General features: G+C 69.1%; 19 protein-coding genes. 16 read left to right on the top strand and 3 right to left on the bottom strand.

What is annotated here, in order from left to right:
• Positions 1-32 precede the first annotated feature (32 nt).
• Positions 33-1250, top strand: coding sequence for an acetyl-CoA C-acetyltransferase (locus ACVW00_RS18495; protein ID WP_457112359.1), 1218 nt, complete (start codon positions 33-35; stop codon positions 1248-1250).
• 39 nt (positions 1251-1289) lie between these two features.
• Positions 1290-2792 carry a coniferyl aldehyde dehydrogenase gene (locus ACVW00_RS18490; protein ID WP_457112358.1) on the top strand — a complete coding sequence of 501 codons (1503 nt, stop codon included), beginning with the start codon at positions 1290-1292 and terminating at the stop codon, positions 2790-2792.
• Between the two features lie 86 nt (positions 2793-2878).
• Here the strand turns inward: ACVW00_RS18490 and ACVW00_RS18485 are convergent, their stop codons facing one another.
• Entirely contained in the window at positions 2879-3502 is a 624-nt protein-coding gene (locus ACVW00_RS18485) for a TetR/AcrR family transcriptional regulator (RefSeq protein ID WP_457112357.1), read from the bottom strand.
• A gap of 139 nt (positions 3503-3641) precedes the next feature.
• Here ACVW00_RS18485 and ACVW00_RS18480 point away from each other — a divergent pair, with 139 nt between their 5' ends.
• Positions 3642-4436 carry an enoyl-CoA hydratase/isomerase family protein gene (locus ACVW00_RS18480; RefSeq protein WP_457112356.1) on the top strand — a complete coding sequence of 265 codons (795 nt, stop codon included), beginning with the start codon at positions 3642-3644 and terminating at the stop codon, positions 4434-4436.
• A gap of 48 nt (positions 4437-4484) precedes the next feature.
• The gene (locus ACVW00_RS18475; protein WP_457112355.1) at positions 4485-5261 is read left to right on the top strand and encodes an SDR family oxidoreductase; all 777 of its coding nucleotides are present in this window, start codon (positions 4485-4487) and stop codon (positions 5259-5261) included.
• On the opposite strand, the gene ACVW00_RS18470 is transcribed toward ACVW00_RS18475, so the two are convergent.
• Positions 5258-6712: a DHA2 family efflux MFS transporter permease subunit gene (locus ACVW00_RS18470; protein WP_457112354.1), complete on the bottom strand. Its 1455-nt coding sequence runs from the start codon at positions 6710-6712 to the stop codon at positions 5258-5260. The genes ACVW00_RS18475 and ACVW00_RS18470 overlap by 4 nt on opposite strands.
• A gap of 76 nt (positions 6713-6788) precedes the next feature.
• On the opposite strand from ACVW00_RS18470, the gene ACVW00_RS18465 reads away from it, so the two are divergent.
• Together ACVW00_RS18465 and ACVW00_RS18460 are read left to right on the top strand one after the other, a co-directional pair.
• Positions 6789-7442 carry a winged helix-turn-helix transcriptional regulator gene (locus tag ACVW00_RS18465; RefSeq protein ID WP_457112353.1) on the top strand — a complete coding sequence of 218 codons (654 nt, stop codon included), beginning with the start codon at positions 6789-6791 and terminating at the stop codon, positions 7440-7442.
• Positions 7439-7999 carry a nucleotidyltransferase family protein gene (locus ACVW00_RS18460; RefSeq protein WP_457112352.1) on the top strand — a complete coding sequence of 187 codons (561 nt, stop codon included), beginning with the start codon at positions 7439-7441 and terminating at the stop codon, positions 7997-7999. The genes ACVW00_RS18465 and ACVW00_RS18460 overlap by 4 nt, the downstream gene beginning before the upstream one ends.
• Positions 8000-8088: 89 nt before the next feature.
• On the opposite strand, the gene ACVW00_RS18455 is transcribed toward ACVW00_RS18460, so the two are convergent.
• On the bottom strand, positions 8089-8682 hold the full coding sequence (locus ACVW00_RS18455; protein ID WP_457113140.1) for a TetR/AcrR family transcriptional regulator: 594 nt from the start codon (positions 8680-8682) through the stop codon (positions 8089-8091).
• A gap of 207 nt (positions 8683-8889) precedes the next feature.
• On the opposite strand from ACVW00_RS18455, the gene ACVW00_RS18450 reads away from it, so the two are divergent.
• From ACVW00_RS18450 to ACVW00_RS18405, 10 genes are all read left to right on the top strand, one after another.
• A complete protein-coding gene (locus ACVW00_RS18450; RefSeq protein ID WP_457112351.1) occupies positions 8890-9711 on the top strand; it encodes a crotonase/enoyl-CoA hydratase family protein in 822 nt (273 codons plus the stop codon).
• 63 nt (positions 9712-9774) lie between these two features.
• A complete protein-coding gene (locus ACVW00_RS18445) occupies positions 9775-10956 on the top strand; it encodes an acetyl-CoA C-acyltransferase (RefSeq protein WP_457112350.1) in 1182 nt (393 codons plus the stop codon).
• A 302-nt stretch (positions 10957-11258) separates the two neighbouring features.
• Positions 11259-11900 (top strand): SRPBCC family protein, encoded by a 642-nt coding sequence (locus ACVW00_RS18440; protein WP_457112349.1) that lies wholly within the window; start codon positions 11259-11261, stop codon positions 11898-11900.
• A 35-nt stretch (positions 11901-11935) separates the two neighbouring features.
• Positions 11936-12460, top strand: coding sequence for a (2Fe-2S)-binding protein (locus tag ACVW00_RS18435; protein WP_457112348.1), 525 nt, complete (start codon positions 11936-11938; stop codon positions 12458-12460).
• Positions 12453-14828 (top strand): xanthine dehydrogenase family protein molybdopterin-binding subunit, encoded by a 2376-nt coding sequence (locus tag ACVW00_RS18430; protein WP_457112347.1) that lies wholly within the window; start codon positions 12453-12455, stop codon positions 14826-14828. The genes ACVW00_RS18435 and ACVW00_RS18430 overlap by 8 nt, the downstream gene beginning before the upstream one ends.
• Positions 14825-15691 (top strand): FAD binding domain-containing protein, encoded by an 867-nt coding sequence (locus ACVW00_RS18425; protein WP_457112346.1) that lies wholly within the window; start codon positions 14825-14827, stop codon positions 15689-15691. Before ACVW00_RS18430 ends, ACVW00_RS18425 begins: the two co-directional genes overlap by 4 nt.
• A gap of 34 nt (positions 15692-15725) precedes the next feature.
• Positions 15726-16148: a hypothetical protein gene (locus ACVW00_RS18420; RefSeq protein WP_457112345.1), complete on the top strand. Its 423-nt coding sequence runs from the start codon at positions 15726-15728 to the stop codon at positions 16146-16148.
• An 84-nt stretch (positions 16149-16232) separates the two neighbouring features.
• Positions 16233-17405, top strand: a complete 1173-nt coding sequence (locus ACVW00_RS18415; protein ID WP_457112344.1) for an XdhC family protein — start codon at positions 16233-16235, stop codon at positions 17403-17405.
• A 61-nt stretch (positions 17406-17466) separates the two neighbouring features.
• Positions 17467-17919 (top strand): hypothetical protein, encoded by a 453-nt coding sequence (locus ACVW00_RS18410; protein ID WP_457112343.1) that lies wholly within the window; start codon positions 17467-17469, stop codon positions 17917-17919.
• Entirely contained in the window at positions 17919-19448 is a 1530-nt protein-coding gene (locus ACVW00_RS18405) for a class I adenylate-forming enzyme family protein (protein ID WP_457113139.1), read from the top strand. Before ACVW00_RS18410 ends, ACVW00_RS18405 begins: the two co-directional genes overlap by 1 nt.
• Positions 19449-19454 lie beyond the last annotated feature (6 nt).

Here is a 19454-nt window from a genome sequence, read left to right as displayed (position 1 = left end):
CCGCGACCCGGCAGCCACAGAGAGTTGTTCCGATGCCCGAAGCAGTCATCGTCGCCCACACCCGTTCACCGATCGGACGGGCCATGAAGGGTTCGCTCAAGGAGATCCGACCCGACGACCTCCTCGCCCAGGTGATCGGGTCGGTCCTGGAGGACGTGCCTCAGCTGGACCCGGCGGAGCTCGGCGACCTCATGGTCGGGTGCGGCCTGCCGGGGGGCGAGCAGGGCTTCAACATGGCGCGCCGCGTCGCGGTCCAGCTGGGCTTCGACCACCTTCCGGGAACGACCGTCACGCGCTACTGCTCGTCCTCGTTGCAGACGACCCGCATGGCGTTCCACGCCATCAAGGCGGGCGAAGGAACGGCGTACCTCTCGGCCGGCGTCGAGTCGGTCTCGAGCTTCCCGCGGGGGACCTCCGACCACTGGCCGGGGACGGAGAACCCGCTGTTCGCGAGCGCACGCGATCGCACGACGTCGCGGAGCGCCAGCGGCGAGGCGTGGACCGACCCGCGCGAGCTCGGTCTGCTCCCGGACGTCTACATCGAGATGGGCGAGACCGCCGAGAACGTGGCCTCGCTGACCGGGATCTCCCGTGTCGAGCAGGACGAGTGGGCGGTGCGGTCGCAGCACCGCGCCGAGGCAGCCACCAAGCGCGGCCACTTCGAGTCGGAGATCACGCCGGTGACGATGCCCGACGGCACGGTGGTGTACACGGACGACTGCCCGCGGTTCGGTACGACGTACGAGGCCGTCGCAGCGCTGAACCCGGTGTTCCGCGAGTCCGGCTCCGTCACTGCGGGCAACTCGTGCCCGCTCAACGACGGCGCCGCCGCTGTCGTCGTCATGTCGGATGTCCGGGCGCGTGAGCTCGGGCTCACGCCACTGGCGCGGATCATCTCCACCGGTGTGACCGGCCTGTCGCCGGAGATCATGGGCCTCGGCCCGATCGAGGCGACCAAGCAGGCCCTCGGCCACGCCCGGATGAGCGTCGGCGACATCGACCTGGCGGAGATCAACGAGGCGTTCGCCGTCCAGGTACTCGGCTCAGCCGACGCCCTGAAGCTCGACCTCGACAAGCTCAACGTCAACGGCGGCGCGATCGCGCTGGGCCACCCGTTCGGCATGACCGGTGCCCGGATCACAGGAACCTTGATCAACAACCTCCAGGCCGAGGACAAGACCATCGGGCTGGAGACCATGTGCGTCGGGGGTGGACAGGGGATGGCGATGTTGATCGAGCGCCTCGCGTAGCAATCCGGCAGCTCTCTTCGACCCTGGAAAGGAACGACGATGTCCACCACGCACAAGCCCGAACCGAAGGCCGTGGCCAGGCCGCGCCGCAGCACGCTGGAGCCGACGGGGATCCGGCAGGCAGCTGCGGCCGATGCGACGGCTCTCCATGAGGTCTTTGCTGAGCAGCGCGCCGCGTTCGGCGGCAGCCCGGCACCATCGCTGCGCGAGCGCCGGGCGACGCTGCTCAAGCTGCAACGCCTGGTCGAGCAGAACCGGCTGATCCTCGTCGAGGCCGCCAATGCCGACTTCGGCACGAGGGCTGCGTTCGAGACCGAGATGTCGGAGATCGTGGGCACCGTCAGCTTCCTGCGCTACATGAGGCGACACCTCCGATCCTGGATGGCTCCTCGCCGGCGCGCCGTGTCGGTGTGGTTCAAGCCCGCGAAGAACCGCGTCGAGCCGCGGCCCCTCGGTGTCGTGGGTGTGGTCTCGCCGTGGAACTTTCCGCTGCACCTCGCACTGATCCCGGCGGCGACGGCGCTCGCCGCCGGCAACCGGGTCATGCTGAAGGTCAGCGAGTTCACGCCCCACACCTCCTCCGTCCTCAAGCGGCTGATCGAGGAGAACTTCAGCCGCGACACCTTCTACGTCACCGATGGCGGCGGCGAGGTCGCCTCGGTCTTCACGACCCTGCCCTTCGACCACCTCCTGTTCACCGGTTCGACGCAGGTCGGCAAGATCGTGGCCAGGGCGGCAGCCGAGAACCTGACCCCGGTGACCCTGGAGCTGGGCGGCAAGAGCCCGGTGATCGTCGATGCGGACTACCCGATCGAGAGGGCCGCGGCCAACGTGGCTTGGGCGAAGCTCTACAACGGTGGCCAGGTGTGCATCTCACCGGACTACGTCCTCGTTCCGCGTGGACGAGAGAGGGAGTTCGCGACGGCAGCGCAGGAGGCGGCGCGCAAGCTGTACCCGAAGGCGGCCGGGAACCCCGACTACACCGCGGTCCTCAACCAGCGACACTACGACCGGATCAACGGCTACGTCACCGAGGCGCACGCGCTCGGTCTCGACGTGATCAGCGTCGAGGATCCCGACCTCGGCCGCGACCGCCGCCAGCTCCCGCTGACGATGATCGTCAATCCGCCGGCTGACGCGACCGTGATGAACGACGAGATCTTCGGGCCGGTGCTTCCGGTGATCGGGTATGACAGCGACGACGCGGCGGTGGACTTCGTGAACGCTCGTTCGACGCCGCTGGCGCTGTATGTGATGAGCAGTGGCAAGCGGAACCAGGCGCGTTGGTTGGCGCGGGTGCCCAGCGGGAGCGCGGTGGTCAACGACTTGATGATCGGCTACCTGCAGAACGACCTCCCCTTCGGCGGACGTGGGGGATCGGGGTACGGCGCCTACCACGGTCGTGACGGGTTCGACGCGATGTCGCATCTGCGGCCGGTGATGTACCAGCGCTCGATCTTCGGACGCACCGGCGGCCAGATGCTCTACCCGCCCTACGGCAAGGTCTCCAGCACCCTCCTCGCGCTGATGCGCCGAATCTGACCACCCGGCACAGCCGGACCGTGACCTCGAGGCCACGGTCCGGCCGCCAGGCCGTTGTCAGCCCCGAACGAGCGCGATGGCGATCCTCAGGCCGGCGGGGTCAGGACTGCTGCGATCGTCGTGCGCACCGACTGCAGGGAGCTGTCGTCGTGATCGGACAGCGCCAGGACGAAGCCTCCCTGGACCAGCGCGAGGACTGTGGTCGCCAGGTCCTCGGCGGTGCGGTCCGTGCGGATCTCGGCGCCGTCCTGGCCCTGCGCGAGGAGAGCGGCGAGCGCGGTCGTCCAGCGCCTGAAGTCGTCGTTGAGCTGCGCACGGAACGACTCCGAGGACGCCGCGAGCTCGGCGGAGAACTTGCCGGCAAGGCATGCCCGCCCGAACTCCGACCGGAGGAAGATCGAGACGATCTCGTCGAAGTAGCCCTCCACCTTCTGGCTGGTGGTCAGGTCGTCGCGCTCCGCCCACCCGGCGAGCAGGTCGAGCTGGAACTGCATGTACTGCTCGAGGACGGCCCGCGCGAACGACTCCTTGGACCCGAAGTGGTGGTAGAAGGACCCCTTCGGGACGTCCGCGGACTCCAGGATCGCATCGACCGTGGTCCCGTGGAATCCCAGGGCGTAGAAGGACCGCGTGCCCTGCTTGAGGAGGCGGTCGCGGTGCGACAGAGGCTTCTCGCCGACCGCGCTCCTGCGGCTGACTGGCTGCGCCACTCGCCCTCCTTCTCCGGTCCGGACCTCGGGAAGCGTAGCCCCGTGGCTACCATGCCCAGGTTCTTGACGATCTAGTCTAGACGATTTAGTCTAGCGCGCGGCCGGCACTCGGCCGCCTCCCCGACGCCAGGAGTTCCCGATGAGCCAGGTGAACCTCGAGTTCGTCGACGATGTCGCCGTCGTCACGACGCTCAACCCGCCCGCCGAGCTTTTCGACCACGGCCAGATCGCCGGTCTGCTCGATGCCGTCGCACAGGCCACCGAGAAGGGTGCGCGGGCGATGGTCATCCGGTCCGAGTCACCGATCTTCTCCGGTGGCGCCGACGTGAGCCTGTTCCTGGACAAGGACCGGAAGGCCGCGCGGGAGTTCCTCTCCGAGGCCATGGAGGTGATCTGGGCGATCGAGGACGCGCCGTTCCCCGTCGTCGCCGCCGTCAACGGCCTGTGCTACGCGGCCGGGCTCGAGCTCGCACTGGCCTGCGACTTCATCTACGCCGCCGACGACGCGGTGTTCTCGCAGGTCGAGGCACTGATCGGGGTCACCACCTTCCTCGGGGGCGCCTACCGGCTCGCCGAGCGCTGCGGACCCGGAATCGCGCGCGAGATCGTCTACACGGCGAGCGACTACAGCGCCGAGCAGTTCGCCGGGTGGAACATCGTGAACCGGGTGGTGCCGCACGCGGAGCTGCACGAGGCGGCTCTCGAGGTCGCGCGACGGATCGCGCGCGGCCCGGCGGTGGCCCACGGGCTGACCAAGAGGATGATCCGGCACGCGCTGACGCACGACTCCCGGTCCGCCGACGCCTTCGTCCTCGACGAGGCGACCGTCGTGTTCGAGACGCGGGACATGCAGAACGCCGTCGGGGCGCTGATCGGGCAGGGAGCCCGCAAGTTCCGGGCGAACCACCACGAGATCGTCTTCGAGGGTCGCTGACGCTTCGACGTCACTCGACCCGACCACACCCACAGTGAGGACCTGACCATGCAAGAGCTCTTCTCAGTCCGAGGCAAGAAGGCAATCGTCACCGGCGGCACCCGCGGGATCGGCTACATGATCGCGGAAGGCCTGCTGTCGGCCGGCGCCGAGGTGTTCATCTCCTCGCGCAAGGCGGATGCGTGCGACGAGGCGGCGGCCGAGCTCGGGAGGCTCGGGACCGTGCACGCGTTCGCACGGGACCTCAGCCAGGAGGGCGAGTGCCGACTGCTCGTCGAGGAGGTCGCAGAGCACACGGACTCGATCGACATCCTGGTCAACAACGCCGGAGCCAGTTGGGGCGCTCCGCTCGAGGACTACCCCGAGAGCGGATGGGACCGGGTGATGGACCTCAACGTCAAGGGGCTGTTCAACATGACCCGGTTCGCCCGACCCCTTCTCGAGAAGGCGTCGTCCGAGGGCGACCCGGCGCGGGTCATCAACATCGGCTCGATCGACGGCATCATCGTGCCGGCGTTCGACAACTTCGCGTACTCGGCATCGAAGGCGGCGGTCCACCACCTCACGACGCACCTTGCTGCCGAGCTCGCGCCGACCATCCTGGTGAACACGATCGCCCCGGGCCCGTTCCCGTCGAAGATGATGGAGGCCGCGCTGCGCGACCACGGTGATGAGTTCCGCGGGATGACGAGGGTCGGACGCGTCGGAACGCCCGAGGACATCGCCGGAGCCGTGATCTACCTTGCCTCGCGCGCGTCGACCTTCGTGACGGGCGCACTCATCCCGGTCGACGGCGGCATCAGCACGACGGGGCGCGCCAACTAGGCGGTTGCCGGCCCGGATGCGGACCGTGCCTGGGTGCCGGCGACCGGCACGGCGCTCTCCACCGATGGCGACCTCTGTCGCCGCGGCAGCGCTAGGGCGGCGAGCGACGTCAGCACGCCCGAGGCGAGGAGCATCCACCAGACGCGCTGGAAGTGGTCGACCGCGTTCTGGGGGGTGACGACGCCGAGGAGCGCCACCGTCAGCGCCACCCCGAACGTCGCGGCGAGCTGGCGGATCGCCTGGTTGACCGCAGATCCCGCTCCGAACCCGTCCCGGGGCAGGCTCTGCACGGCGGCGCTCGTCAGGTGGGGGACCACCATCGACACGCCGACGGCGGAGAGAAGGGAAGCTGGCAGCATGTGGTCCACCCAGTGCGGGGCGTCGTCGAGCGACGTCAGCAGGAAGGCGCCTGACGTCGCGTAGACCAACCCGCCCGGTATCAGCAGTGCACGTTGCCCGAAACGAGCAGCGACCCGACCCAGCTGCGGGGCCAGGATCATCACCAGCACCGGACCGGGCATCAACGCCAGTCCTGCGCGCACGATGTCGTAGTGCCAGACACCGGTCATGAACTGGATCAGTGCGAAGAACGTCGCCGTGAAGCCGATCGTGAACGAGAACGTGGCGATGTTGGCCCAGCGAAACGCAGGAAGCGCGAAGAGCGTCAGGTCGAGGGTGGGATGGGGCACCGACAGGCTGCGGCGTACGAACCAACCCAGGATTGCGGCCCCGCCGACGAGTGCGGCAAAGGTGCGGGTCGAGATCCAGTGCCACTCGTTGCTCTGCACGATGCCCAGCGCCATGAGCGCGAGCGCTCCGGCGAGCAGCAGGATCCCGAGCGCGTCGGGAAAGCGCTCACGGACCGCTTCGCGGGACTCGGGAAGCACCCGGACGGCGAGCACCAGCGCGATCAGGCCGACGGGGACGTTGGCCAGGAAGACCGCCCGCCAGTCCCACGCGTGCACCAGCAGTGCGCCGGCTGTCGGTCCGATCGCCGCGGCAAGCGCTCCGACCGATCCCCAGACCGCGACCGCGACCGGGACCTGCGGCCGGGGGAAGACCGACAGCACCAGTGCCATGGAGGAGGGCAACAGCGTGGCGGCGCCGAGCGCCTGAAGGACCCGGAAGACCACGAGGAGGCCGGCGGTCGGGGCGAGGGCGCAGAGAACCGACGCGAGGGTGAACGCGAGCAGGCCGATGACGAAGAGCCGCTTGCGGCCGAACCGATCGGCCATCCGTCCGGCGGGCACCAGCGTCGCCGCGAGCGCGATCGTGTACGCCGACAGCGTCCACGACATGGTCGAGAGGGACGTGGACGGGTAGCTCCGCCGGATGTCGTTGAACGCCACGAACAAGACCTGGGTGTCCAGGAACGCCATGAACACGGCGATGCTGGCGACGCCGAGCACGAGCCATGGCCTGGTCTCGCGTTGCTGGGAGGGCGAAGGCATGGGCCGACTCTAGAGCACGCTGGTTTAGAAAATCAATCGCTTGATAGAGATAGTAGATCTCGCCTAGAGTCGGGGCGTGGTCCAGAAGAGCTACCAGCAGTACTGCGGGATTGCCGCAGCGCTCGACCGTGTCGGCGACCGGTGGACGCTGCTGATCCTGCGGGAGCTCTCGTTCGGCGAGCAGCGGTTCACCGACCTTCGCACGGCGTTGCGGGGCATCGCGTCGAACCTGCTTTCCGAGCGGCTGCGGGATCTCGCGCACGCCGGCCTGGTGGAGCAGCGCGAGCTGCCGCCCCCCGCGGCCCGCACGGTCTACGCACTCACCGCCGAAGGCGAGCGCATCCGTCCGGTGCTCACGGCGCTGGCCAGGTTCGGAGTCCCGTTCCTGGCTGATCCGGCCGACGAGGACGTGCGACCACGCAGTGCCGTCCGTGGAGTGCTGAGGGCGCTGTTCGACCCCACGCGTGCTGCCGGCCGCGACCTGCTCCTGCGCCTGGACCTCGACGGGGAGGAGCACTGGCTGGAGGTGCGCGCCGGAAGGCTCGTCGACGCGGATCGCCGGGGCACTCCCGACCTCACCCTCGCGGGCAGCGCCGCCGCGCTCGTCGAGGTGTGTCGTGGAACCAGCACGCTGAAGGAGGCCGCGCCCCGTCTCGCGGTCACCGGAGACGCGACGGCCCGGGAGGCGTTCGCGGAGATGTTCCCTGCCGCCGACCTGTCACTGCCGTGACCCGCGGGCAGACCGGGTCGGTCGCGGGCGTGCTCCTGGCTGCGGGCGCCGGGATCCGCTACGGCATCCCGAAGGCGCTCGTCGACGGCTGGTTGGCGGGCTCGGTCGACACGTTGCGCGAAGGCGGCTGCGATCCGGTGCTGGTCGTGCTGGGTGCGGGCGCCCGAGAAGCGAGACGCCTCGTACCCGACGGTGTCGACGTCGTGATCGCCCCTGACTGGACCGACGGAATGGGTGCGTCCCTACGGGCAGGGCTCGCGGCGGTCGCGACCTCCGGCGCCGACGCCGCGCTGGTGCACCTGGTCGACCTCCCCGACGTGGGGCCCGACGTCGCGCGCCGGCTCACCGGACTCGCGACCACGGACGTCCTGGCTCGCGCCGTCTACGACGGCCGGGCCGGACATCCGGTGCTGCTGGGGCGCGCGCACTGGGGGCCCGTGGCTGCGGAGGCCCTGGGGGACGAGGGCGCGCGCGCCTACCTGCAGCGTCACGAGGTGGACGGGATCGAGTGCGGTGACCTGGCAGGAGGCCACGACGTCGACGTGCCCGGCCCGTAGCGGCCCGCCGGCTCGAGCGCCGGATCAAGCAGACGTGCAGGGCGAGCTCCGGAGAGCTGCCGGCGTGCCCGCAGTGGGCGAGAGTCGCCTCAGCGCCCGGGGCGGGATCGTGAAGGTCGAGTGGTCCGCTTCCGCGACTTCGGCTGCGCGCTGTCGACCTGGGCGGCGAGGGCGGCGTCGAGGAGCGTCTCGGCGGCCATCCGTGCCTGGAGGGCGGCCTGCGGGTGGTCCGGGTGCATCTGGGTGTTCACGAAGACCCCGTCGACCAGCATCACCAGCTGGGTGGCGAGCGGCTCGGTCTCGCGAAGCCCGGCCTCGGTGAGATAGCGGGCGAACGCCTCCCGCATGAACTCCTTGTGCGCCACCGCGATGGCGACGAACCGATGGTCGGGGTCCGCCATCTCGACCGAGACGTTGATGAAGGTGCAGCCGCGGTACTCCGGGTCCGCAACCACGTCGCCGAGCGCGTCGAACACGGCGAGGACGCGCTCCCTCGGGGTGGTGGCGATGCGGTCGACCTCGCGTTCGAACCTGGCTCGAACTCGCTTGTCCTTGTCGACGAGGAACTCCTCGACGAGCCCCTCCTTGGAGCCGAAGATGCGGTACAGGCTCATGATCGGAGCCTGCGCCTCCTCCAGCAGCCGGTTGATCCCGACGGCCCGGATCCCCTCGGTGTAGAACAGCTCCGCGCGCAGTCATCAGGCGCTGCCGAGGGTCCGGCGCATTGGTCTTCGCAGTCCGTACCATGCGTCGATGGTAGTGAATGTTCTCTCCTGTGCCAAAATCCGCCGTCGGCGACGGCGGTGAACATCGCTGGTGACCGCGGTCTCTTGACGCGGAAGAGAGTGCTCTCTATCGTGAAGGTCCCATTCCCCTGGAGAGGACCGAACATGTCGGGCAGTGCAACCGAGGTGCAGGCAGAGAAGAGTCAGGCGACCGGTCGTGTGGTCACCGAAGTCCAGGGTCACGTGCTGTTGATCGGGCTCGACCGGCCTGACAAGCGGAACGCGTTGACGCCGGAGATGTTCGCGGAGATCTCCGAGATCTACGCGCGCTACGACAAGGACGACGACCTGCGCTGCGCCGTCCTGTACGGCGAGGGCGCGGTGTACTGCGCCGGGGCCGACCTGACCCGGCTCTCGGAGCTCGTCGAGGGCGACGGCATGAGCTACGGCCCGGACGAGTACGACCCCTTCGGGACCGAAGGCGCTCGCCTCTCGAAGCCGTTGATCACGGCCGTGCACGGGATGTGCTTCGCGGGCGGGATGGAGCTCGCTCTCGCCGGCGACATGATCATCGCCGCGGAGGGCACCTTCTTCGGTCAGCCCGAGGTTGCTCGCGGCCTCTTCGCCTTCGGCGGCGGCGCCGCTCGCTGGAGCGACCGGATCGGCTGGGGCAACGCCATGCGCTACCTGCTCACCGGGGACGCCCTGGACGCGACCGAGGCGCACCGGCTCGGCCTGGTCCAGGAGGTCGTTCCGGCCGACCAGCTCAAGGCCCGGGCGACCGAGCTCGCCACGATGGTTGCGAGTGCCGCGCCGCTCGGCGTGCGCGACACCCTCTCCGTGGCGCGGAAGGTGCACGACGAGGGTCTACAGGCGGGCCTCGACCTGATCGCGCCGCTGCGCACGCAGATCCTCGGCACCCAGGACGCGGCCGAGGGCCTGGCGTCGTTCAAGGAGCGTCGGGCCGGCAACTACGTGGGCCGCTGAGCTCCCCGGACCCCCACTCGCAAGCACCATCCACCACACAACTCACGATCTGAGGACTCACCGATGCGCGAAGCTGTCATCGTCTCCACTGCCCGTACGCCGATCGGAAAGGCCTACCGGGGAGCCTTCAACGACACACACCCGACCACGATGGGCGGACATGTCGTCAAGCACGCCGTCGAGCGGGCGGGGATCGATCCCGACGAGGTCCAGGACATCACGGTCGGGCTCGCCATGCCCTCCGACGTCGCGGCCGGCGGCATCGCCCGCCAGATCGCGGTGCGCGCCGGGCTGCCGGTCTCCGTCCCGGGCAGCACCCTGAACAAGTTCTGCACCTCGGGCCTCGAGGCGGTCGCGTTCGCGTCGTACAAGGTGCTGAACGAGGGCCTGGACGTCGCCGTCGGTGGCGGGGTCGAGTCGATCAGCATGGTGCAGGTGCCCGGGTTCCAGTTCATGACCCCGGAGCCGTGGATCGAGAAGAACAAGCCGGACTTCTACACCCACATGATCGACACCGCGGAGGTTGTGTACGACCGGTACAAGGTCAGCCGGGACATCCAGGACGAGCTCTCCTTCCAGAGCCAGCAGCGGACCGCGCGGGCTCAGGCCGAAGGGAAGTTCGACGACGAGATCGTGCCGATGGAGACCTCGAAGAAGATCGTCGACAAGGAGACCGGCGAGGTCTCGTACCAGACGGTGACCCTGACCAAGGACGAGGGCAACCGGCCGGACACCACCCTGGAGGGACTGCAGGCCCTCAAGCCGGTCGTCCGCCCCGAGGGTTGTGTCACGGCCGGCAACGCCAGCCAGCTCTCGGACGGGGCTTCGGCCGTCGTCGTGATGAGTGGTGAGGAGGCCGAGCGCCGCGGCGCGCAGCCGCTGGGATACTTCCGCGGCTACACGAGCGTCGGGCTCGAGCCGGACGAGATGGGCATCGGCCCTGTCTTCGCGGTCCCGCGGCTGCTCGAGCGGTTCGGCCTGAAGATCTCCGACATCGACCTGTGGGAGCTCAACGAGGCCTTCGCCGTGCAGGTTGCCTACTGCCGCGACCAGCTCGGCATCCCCGACGAGCTGCTGAACGTCAACGGCGGCGCGATCTCCATCGGCCACCCGTACGGGATGACCGGCGCGCGCCAGGTCGGGCACGCGCTGATCGAGGGCAAGCGGCGCGGTGCGAAGTACGTCGTGACGACCATGTGCGCGGCCACCGGCATGGGCGCTGCAGGGCTGTTCGAGGTCGCCTGACCCGGACCCCTGTCTCCTGCAGCGAGCCGCTGCACCCGAACCGCAGCTCGACCTCGTCGCTCGGACCCTGCACGCCCCTCACGGGCGGCGGGGATCCTGACGAGGTCGAGCTGTCCGGCTTTCAGGGCCCGGAGGAGGTCGGCGCGAGCGTCGGCCCGAACCGCGGTGCGGGGTGCGGGAAGCGCTGGTCGGTACATTGACATGAGAGTGAGTGTTCTCTATCTTTACGTGACAGCCACCACACCCCAGCTGCGCGGACGAGTCGTCACGACCCCGGGCACACGCGAGCGAGGACCCGGCACGTGAAACTCGAGCACTCATTCCACGTCGACGAGCACATCGATGCGGCATGGGACGTTCTCAACGACGTTCGCAGAACGGCCCTGTGCATGCCGGGAGCCTCCGTCGACACCGTCGACGGCGACGACATCACCGGTCGGTGCAAGGTCAAGCTCGGGCCGATCGAGCTGACCTACCGGGGACAGGCGAAGTTCCTGGAGCGTGACTCCGCGACCCACAGGATCGTGCTGCAGGGCCAGGGCCAGGACGGCACGAACGGGCGCGCGGCGCTCACCGTGGTGGCGAACCTGACTGCTGACGGCGCGCGGACGCGCGTGGACCTCGAGACCGACCTCAAGCTCACCGGCAAGCCCGCTCAGTTCGGACGTGGCGTGATGGCCGACGTCGGCGACCGGATCATCGGCCAGTTCGCCGATGCCCTCGCCAAGCAGCTGGCCGAGGACGAGCTCGCCCCCCAGGACGTCGAGCCGCTGTCGTCGGTCAGCGGCCCTGGCTCCGGGGCAGCAGAACCCCTGGACCTCCTCGCGGTCGCCAGCGGTGCGCTGGTCCGACGTACGGCGACGGTGGCGATCCCGCTGGTGGCGGTGCTCGTCCTCGCCTTCGGTGCACGACGAGCGTCACGACGCCGGGCTCGTCGACGGTAGAACGGCCCACCCTCGATGCAACGGAGCCCCCAGTCATGACACACGACGCGATCACGAAGTCCGCCGGCTCGCACCGCGTGGCGATCTCCTACGCGCTCAACGGAGAACCGGTGAGCTGCGAGGTGGACGCGCGGACCCTTCTGGTCCACCACCTGCGCGAGGAGCGCAACCTCACGGGCACCCACGTCGGCTGCGACACCAGCCAGTGCGGCGCCTGTGCGGTCCACATCGACGGGCGCGCGGTGAAGTCGTGCACGGTCCTCGCGGTCCAGGTCGACCACTCCGAGGTGACGACGATCGAAGGTGTGCGAGGGCAGGGCCCAGATGGGCTGCACCCGATCCAGGAGGCGTTGCGGCGCAAGCACGGCCTGCAGTGCGGCTTCTGCACGCCCGGCATCGTGATGACGGCTCTGGACCTCCTCGACAGCGAGGAGCCGCTGACGACCGAGCAGGTCCAGCACGGGCTCATCGGCAACATCTGCCGCTGCACGGGCTACCAGAACATCGTCGATGCCCTGGTCGAGGTGTCCGCGTCGACGTCGAGCGACACCCATGAGTAGTGCCCCGGCGTCGGACGCCGCAACGTCGACGCAGTACGTCGGCGAGTCCGTGCCGCGACGCGAGGACCTCCGGTTCCTCACCGGCACCGGGACGTTCTCGGAGGACATCACCCTGACCGGGATGCTGCACGCGTCGCTGGTGCGCTCGACCCTCGCCCACGCGGACATCGTCTCGATCAACACCGCGGCCGCTCGCGCACAGCCCGGCGTCGTCGCGGTCTTCACCGCAGCCGACTTCGGCGACGACGAGATGGGCACGGTCCCGACCGACTGGACCTTGCCGATCATGGACGGCATTCCCGAGCGCTACCCCCTGGCCCGGGACGCCGTGAAGTACGTCGGCGAGGCCGTGGCGGTCGTGATCGCCGAGACCCGAGTCCAGGCCGACGACGCCGTCTTCCACGTCGACGTCGAGTACTCCGAGCGGCTCGCGGTGGTCGACACCGAAGGAGCCGCGGCAGAGGGTGCACCCCAGGTGCACGACCGTTACGAGCGCAACACGTCGTACCTCTGGCACCTCGGCTCCGGGGACTGGGACGCCGTGGCCGCGACGGCCGACCATGTGGTCGACCTCCGGCTGGTCAACCAGCGAGTGCACGCGTGCTCCCTGGAAGCGCGCGTCTCGATCGCGGACTACCAGGTGGGCACGGGCACGCTCACGCTGTACCTCGGGACCCAGAACGTGCACGTCGTGCGCCGCAACCTGTCCCTGGCGATCGGCATTCCCGAGAACCGCATCCGCGTGGTCACACCTGCGGTCGGCGGTGCGTTCGGCTCGAAGCTGTGCCTGTATCCCGAGGACGTGATCGTCTCCGCCGTGAGCCGGCGACTGCGCCGGCCCGTGCGATGGGCGGAGACCCGGGCCGAGCACTTCACCGGCACCTCCGGCGGGCGGGACCACGTCGAGTACGTGTCGCTGGCCGCGGACGATCAGGGCAAGATCCTCGGCCTGAAGGTGACCACGTACGCCAACCTGGGCGCCTACGTCTCCGGCATGGGCGCCGGCATCCCGGTGGTCGCGGGCATGGCCTATCCGGGCGTCTACGACATCGAGGTCGCCGACGTCGACATCCACGGGCTCTTCACCAACACGAGCACGACCGAGACCTACCGCGGCGCCGGCCGGCCGGAGGCCGCCTACCTGATCGAGCGGGCGGTCGACGAGCTCGCCGCCAAGTCGGGCATCGACCGCGTCGAGCTGCGCCGTCGCAACTTCATCCAGCCCGACCAGTTCCCGTACTCGAACTCCACAGGAATGACCTACGACTCGGGCGACTACGAGCGGGCGCTGGACAAGGCACTGGAGATGATCGGCTGGGACCAGCTCGTGGAGGAGCAGGCAGCAGCCCGGTCCGAGGGCAGGATCGTCGGGCTCGGACTCAGCGTGTACACCGAGTTCGCCGGGTTCGGGGACTCCTACCAGCTGCAGCTCATCGGCTTCGACCGGGCGACCTGGGAGCAGTCGGTCATCACGGTGACCAGGACCGGCTCGGTGATCGTCCAGGTCGGCATCGATGCCGCCGGCCAGGGCCATGAGACCTCGATCGCCCAGATCGTGGCGACCGAGCTGGGGGTGCCCATCGACGACGTCGAGGTGCTCCAGGGTGACACCGACATCGTCCACTTCGGCACCGGCACGTTCAACTCGCGGTCGATGTCCAGCGGCGGCACCGCAGCGGCCCTCGCCGCACGGAAGATCCTGGCCAAGGCGACCGTGCTCGCTGCGCACATGCTCGGCGCCGACGTCGAGGACGTCGCGTACGCCAACGGAGTCTTCAGCAAGGGCCCGGACGGCGGCCCGCAGGTGACCTTCGAGGAGGTCGCCGTAGAGGCATGGCGTGGAGTCGACCTCCCGGAGGGCATGGAGGCGACGCTGAAGGAGATGGCGGTCTTCGACCCGAAGGGGTTCACGGCTCCGTTCGGAGTCCACGTCGCCGCAGTCGAGATCGACCGCGACACCGGTGCGGTCACGATCGACCGTTTCGTCGCGGTCGACGACTGCGGGAACCTGATCAACCCGAAGCTCGCGGACGGCCAGATCCAGGGAGGCGTCGCGCAGGGCATCGGGCAGGCGCTCTACGAAGGTCTCACCTGGGACGAGGACGGCCAGCCGACGACGGCCAGCTTCATGCAGTACGCCGTGCCGCGAGCCCACCACCTGCCTCGGCTGGAGACCGGACACACCATCACCCCGTCGCCCGTCAACCCGCTCGGGGTCAAGGGCATCGGTGAGTCGGGTGCCATCGGTTCCCAGCCCGCGGTGGTGAACGCCGTCATGGATGCGGTGCGCCCGCTCGGCGTCGGCAACCTCGACATGCCGCTCACGCCGGCCAAGGTGTGGACCGCACTGCAGGAGGTCGCGAAGTGATCCCGTCGTCGTTCGCCTACGCCGCCCCGGAGACGCTCCAGGACGCCTTGTCGATCCTGGCGTCGAACGCCGACGACACCAAGGTGATGGCCGGCGGTCAGAGCCTGATCCCGCTGCTCAAGCTCCGTCTCGCCAGCCCGGCCGTGGTGATGGACATCTCCCGGCTGGACGACCTGCGGAGGATCGAGCGGACACCCTCAGGGTTCAGGATCGGCGCACTGGTCACGCACGAGGGCCTCATCAGTGACGAGCACGTCGCCCGGAGCTGGCCGATCGTCGAGGATGCCGGCGAAGACCTGGCCGACGCCCTGGTGCGCAACCGGGGGACGTTCGGCGGGTCGTTGGCCCACGCCGACCCGGCCGGAGACTGGCCCGCGGTGGCGCTGGCGACGGACGCCGTCGTGCACGTCCGGAGCCTGCGTGGCGCACGGAGGATCCCGATCGGCGACCTCTTCACCTACCTGTTCACCGCCGACATCGCCGACGACGAGATCCTCACCCACGTCGAGCTCCCGGAGCCGGCGCCCGGCACCGTCACGGCGTACGTGAAGATCGCCCACCCTGCCTCGGGCTATGCGGTGGCCGCGGCCGCGGTCAGCCTCACCGTCGACCCGGACGGCACCTGCCGATCCGCGCGGGTCGCGTTGACCGGCGTCGCGACCACGCCGCTGCGGTCGGCCGGTGCGGAGCGTGCGCTCGAAGGGGCCGTGCTCGACGCCGACACGGTCGCGCGTGCCGTCGAGCACGCGGCCGACGGCGTGGATGTCATCGGTGACAGCTACGCGCCCGTGGAGTACCGCAGACATCTCATCGGAGTCGTGACCGGTCGCGCGATCCAGCGCGCGCTGGATCGCCGACCCTGACAACCACCCACCAAACCGAGGAAAGTCGACCCTGATGACCGAACAGCTGAAGTTCTTCTCCGACGAGTGGTGCGCCGCCGCCGCTGCTGCGCACCACGGCGAGCTCGCAGAGCGCCAGGCGAAGGCCCTGAAGGATCCCGCCAACTTCAATCGAATCCTGGGGTTCGGCGTCAGTGATCGGCCGGACCTGGTCACGCACGTCGAGATCGTGGCCGGTCGCGTGGTGAAGTGGACGGCGACCGAGCTCTACCCGGACGACCAGATCTTCGCCGCGTTCAGCGGGAAGGTCGAGCACTTCCGTGAGGCTGCCGAGGGAAAGACTCCGGCGGCGAACCTCGTCATGGGGGGCAAGGTGCGCCTGGTCAAGGGGGCGATGAAGGACGCCATCGAGAACGCACGTGCGCTGAACGTCCTGCTCGGCGCGTGGGGTGAGCTGTCGACCGACTGGGACGTCTGAGGCAGCGTTCGACCGCGCTGACAGCCGAGCACGAACGCGGCGAACGCGACCAATGGGTTCGCCACCGACGGAGAGGAGAGACCGATGCGCGACATCGTCGACGGGTTGATCGCCTGGCGCTCCCGGGGTGAACCGTTCGCTCTCGCCACGGTGATCCGGACCTGGAGCTCTGCTCCCCGCCCGGCCGGTACGACGATGGCGGTCTCGGCATCGGGGGAGGTGCTCGGCAGCATCTCCGGCGGATGCGTCGAAGGAGAGACCTACGGGCTGGCGCAGCAGGTCATCGTGAGTGGTTGGGCAGAAGTGAGGCGCTTCGGCGTCACCGACGACGACGCGTTCGCCGCCGGTCTCACCTGCGGAGGCACGATCGAGGTGTTCGTCGAGCCTGTCGGCGACGAGCAGTACCCGATGCTCGACAGGATCCTCGACGCGATCAAGGGTCATCGCCCGATCGTGCTCGCCACCGTCACCTCCGGGACCCACGTCGGACACCACTTCTCCCTGGACGAGGACGGGTTCAACGGACCCGTGGCCGCCCTCGGGTCCCAGAACGATCTGCTGCCCCGGATGGCTGCGATGCTGAGCACGTCCGGCACCGACGTCGCCGAGGTCGAACAGGCAACCGGTGCGCCGACGCCGGCCTCGGTGTTCGTCCAGTCGTTCGCCCCGCCTCCGCGCATGATCGTCTTCGGGGCCATCGACTTCGCCGCCGCCGTGGCGAGCATCGGACGGTTCCTCGGCTACCACGTCACCGTGTGCGACGCGAGGGCCGTGTTCACGACCCCGGCGCGGTTCCCCGACGTCGACCGCCTGGTCGTGGACTGGCCGCACCGGTTCCTGGCGACGGAGAAGGTCGACGAGAGCACGGTGCTCTGCGTCCTCACCCACGACGAGAAGTTCGACATCCCGCTCCTCAAGGTCGCGCTGCAGACGAGGGCCGGCTACATCGGCGTGATGGGTAGCCGGCGTACCCACGCACGACGCGTCGAGGCCCTGCGAGACGTGCAGGTGCCCGAGTGGCAGCTCGCGAGGCTGTCCTCGCCGATCGGGCTGGACCTCGGCGCGCGCACGCCGGAGGAGACCGCGGTCTCGATCGCCGCCGAGATCATCGCCACGACACGGGGCGGCAGCGGCGTCTCGCTCCGCGACTGCCGAGGCGCGATTCATCGTGACGCCGTCGCCGTGCCGGGCGAGGACACGACCGGCGCCTTGTCTCGTCAGCCGACCGACCGACACGACCTGGTTCCACAGCAGTGAGCGCCCGACATGCCCGACGACGCCCCCATCAACCGCCCGCGCGCAGTCCCAAGGAGAAGTGATGGCCAACCCGGCTACGAGTGACTACCAGGTCACTCTCGACGACGGCTCCGACGCCAACGGCATCGCCGGCGTCGTGGCAACCCTTCTGAGCCAGAACCTCGAGGCCTTTCCCGATCGGATCCGGCTGGCGCGCAAGCTGACCCGGCCGGTGACGATCAGCACCACCGACATCGACAGCACCTGCACCGTCACCTGCGGGTCGAGTGCAGTCATGATCTCCAACGATGTCGTCGGCAAGCCCAGCGTGACGGTGACGGCGACCGTCGAGCAGATCCTCGACCTGTCCCAGCTGAAGATGAAGGCGTCCGGGCTGCTGCCCGTCGGCTTCTTCACCAGGCGCGGGGGCCGGATCCTGGGCGCCATCGCCACCCGCAGCCTCAAGGTGCGAGGCTTGATCACCCATCCGGTCACGGCGCTGCGCGTGATCGCTCTCCTGTCGGTGGTGTCGTGATGCTCAACGTCGCGCAGATCCTGTCGGACGCTCGGGCGAACGCGCCGCAGCGAGTGGCGCTGCGTTTCGGTGACCTGGCCATGCCGGTCGAGATGCTCGACGACCTCGCGCGCCAGTGTGCCCGGCTGTTCGCGGGTGCCGGCGCAGGGCCGGGTCATCGGGTGGCCATGGTGATGCCGAACGTGCCGCAGTTCCCGATCGTGTACTACGCCGCGCTGCGGACCGGCGCAACGATCGTTCCGCTGTCACCCCTGATGAGCGCGGGGGAGTTCGAGTTCATCTTCCGTGACTGCAAGCCGACGGTCGTCGTCGCGTGGAGCGGCTTCCACCAGGCTGCTGCGAAGGCCGCGGAAGCCTGCGGCGTACAGGTGGTGTACTCCGCGGGACCTCCCGGCGGACCGGACACCGGGCTGCCCGACCTCCTGGAAAGTGCTGCAGCGGCACCGGCCGCTGACGACGCGATCGTCCGGACCGACCCGTCCGACCTCGCGGTGATCATCTACACATCGGGGACCACCGGCTCGCCGAAGGGTGCCGCGCTGACCCACGACAACCTGATGTGGAACACCCGCCTCTTCAGCCAGGCCGTGGGCCTGCTCGAGGGCGACGTCGCGCTCGCCACGTTGCCGTTCTTCCACTCCTTCGGGCAGACCTGCATCATGAACGCCGGCCTCGGCTCAGGCGTCGAGATGGTGCTTCAGCCGCGCTTCGACGCGGCCGGAGCCCTCGACCTCATCGAGCGGCACAAGATCACCCTGTTCATGGGCGTGCCGAGCATGCACGCAGCGCTGCTGGCGGAACAGCGCTCGCAGCCGCGCGACGTGTCCTCGCTCCGGTGGCTGGCTTCGGGCGGGAGCGGTCTGGCGGCCGGACTCCGGGAGGAGCTCTTCGGTGAGTTCGGGGTGCCGCTGTACGAGGGCTACGGCCTTTCGGAGACCTCTCCGATCACGCACGTCTGCGGTCCCGGCCGGCACAAGCCCGGCAAGGTCGGTCCCCCGATGTGGGGCATCGAGCAGCGGGTCGTCGGCGACGACGGGACACCGCTCCCGGTCGGTGCCGTCGGTGAGCTGCACGTGCGGGGGCACGCGATCATGGCGGGCTACTTCGGCCGCCCGGATGCGACGGACGCGGTGATCGACGCCGACGGCTGGTTCGCAACGGGCGACATCGTCACGATCGACGAGGACGGCTTCGTAGAGATCGTGGACCGGAAGAAGGACATCATCATCCGCAACGGCCACAACGTGTACCCCTCGGACATCGAGACGGTGCTGAGCGAGCACCCAGCGGTGCACTTGTCGGCCGTGATCGCCGTGCCGGACGACAGGGTCGGCGAAGAGGTCGCTGCCGTCGTGATGCTGAAGGCTGGTGCCGAGGCGACAACCGATGAGATCACCGCGTTCGTCAAGGAGCGGGTGGCGGCAGACAAGTACCCCCGGATCGTGCGGATCGTCGACGAGCTCCCGCTCGGACCGACCGGGAAGGTGCTCAAACGGGCGATCGAAGTGCCGATGATCGACCCCACGTAGGCATCG

The sequence above is a fragment of the Marmoricola sp. URHA0025 HA25 genome (genome assembly GCF_054059435.1).
Note: the sequence above shows the minus strand (reverse complement) of the source record. Positions and strands in the feature narration are given on the sequence as shown.

Bases quoted from the DNA above. Each gene is read 5' to 3' on its own strand.
- ACVW00_RS18495 (WP_457112359.1), top strand. From the start codon at position 33: ATGCCCGAAGCAGTCATCGTCGCCCACACCCGTTCACCGATCGGACGG.
- ACVW00_RS18490 (WP_457112358.1), top strand. From the start codon at position 1,290: ATGTCCACCACGCACAAGCCCGAACCGAAGGCCGTGGCCAGGCCGCGC.
- ACVW00_RS18480 (WP_457112356.1), top strand. From the start codon at position 3,642: ATGAGCCAGGTGAACCTCGAGTTCGTCGACGATGTCGCCGTCGTCACG.
- ACVW00_RS18475 (WP_457112355.1), top strand. From the start codon at position 4,485: ATGCAAGAGCTCTTCTCAGTCCGAGGCAAGAAGGCAATCGTCACCGGC.
- ACVW00_RS18470 (WP_457112354.1), bottom strand. From the start codon at position 6,712: ATGCCTTCGCCCTCCCAGCAACGCGAGACCAGGCCATGGCTCGTGCTC.
- ACVW00_RS18450 (WP_457112351.1), top strand. From the start codon at position 8,890: ATGTCGGGCAGTGCAACCGAGGTGCAGGCAGAGAAGAGTCAGGCGACC.
- ACVW00_RS18445 (WP_457112350.1), top strand. From the start codon at position 9,775: ATGCGCGAAGCTGTCATCGTCTCCACTGCCCGTACGCCGATCGGAAAG.
- ACVW00_RS18435 (WP_457112348.1), top strand. From the start codon at position 11,936: ATGACACACGACGCGATCACGAAGTCCGCCGGCTCGCACCGCGTGGCG.
- ACVW00_RS18430 (WP_457112347.1), top strand. From the start codon at position 12,453: ATGAGTAGTGCCCCGGCGTCGGACGCCGCAACGTCGACGCAGTACGTC.
- ACVW00_RS18420 (WP_457112345.1), top strand. From the start codon at position 15,726: ATGACCGAACAGCTGAAGTTCTTCTCCGACGAGTGGTGCGCCGCCGCC.
- ACVW00_RS18415 (WP_457112344.1), top strand. From the start codon at position 16,233: ATGCGCGACATCGTCGACGGGTTGATCGCCTGGCGCTCCCGGGGTGAA.
- ACVW00_RS18410 (WP_457112343.1), top strand. From the start codon at position 17,467: ATGGCCAACCCGGCTACGAGTGACTACCAGGTCACTCTCGACGACGGC.
- ACVW00_RS18405 (WP_457113139.1), top strand. From the start codon at position 17,919: ATGCTCAACGTCGCGCAGATCCTGTCGGACGCTCGGGCGAACGCGCCG.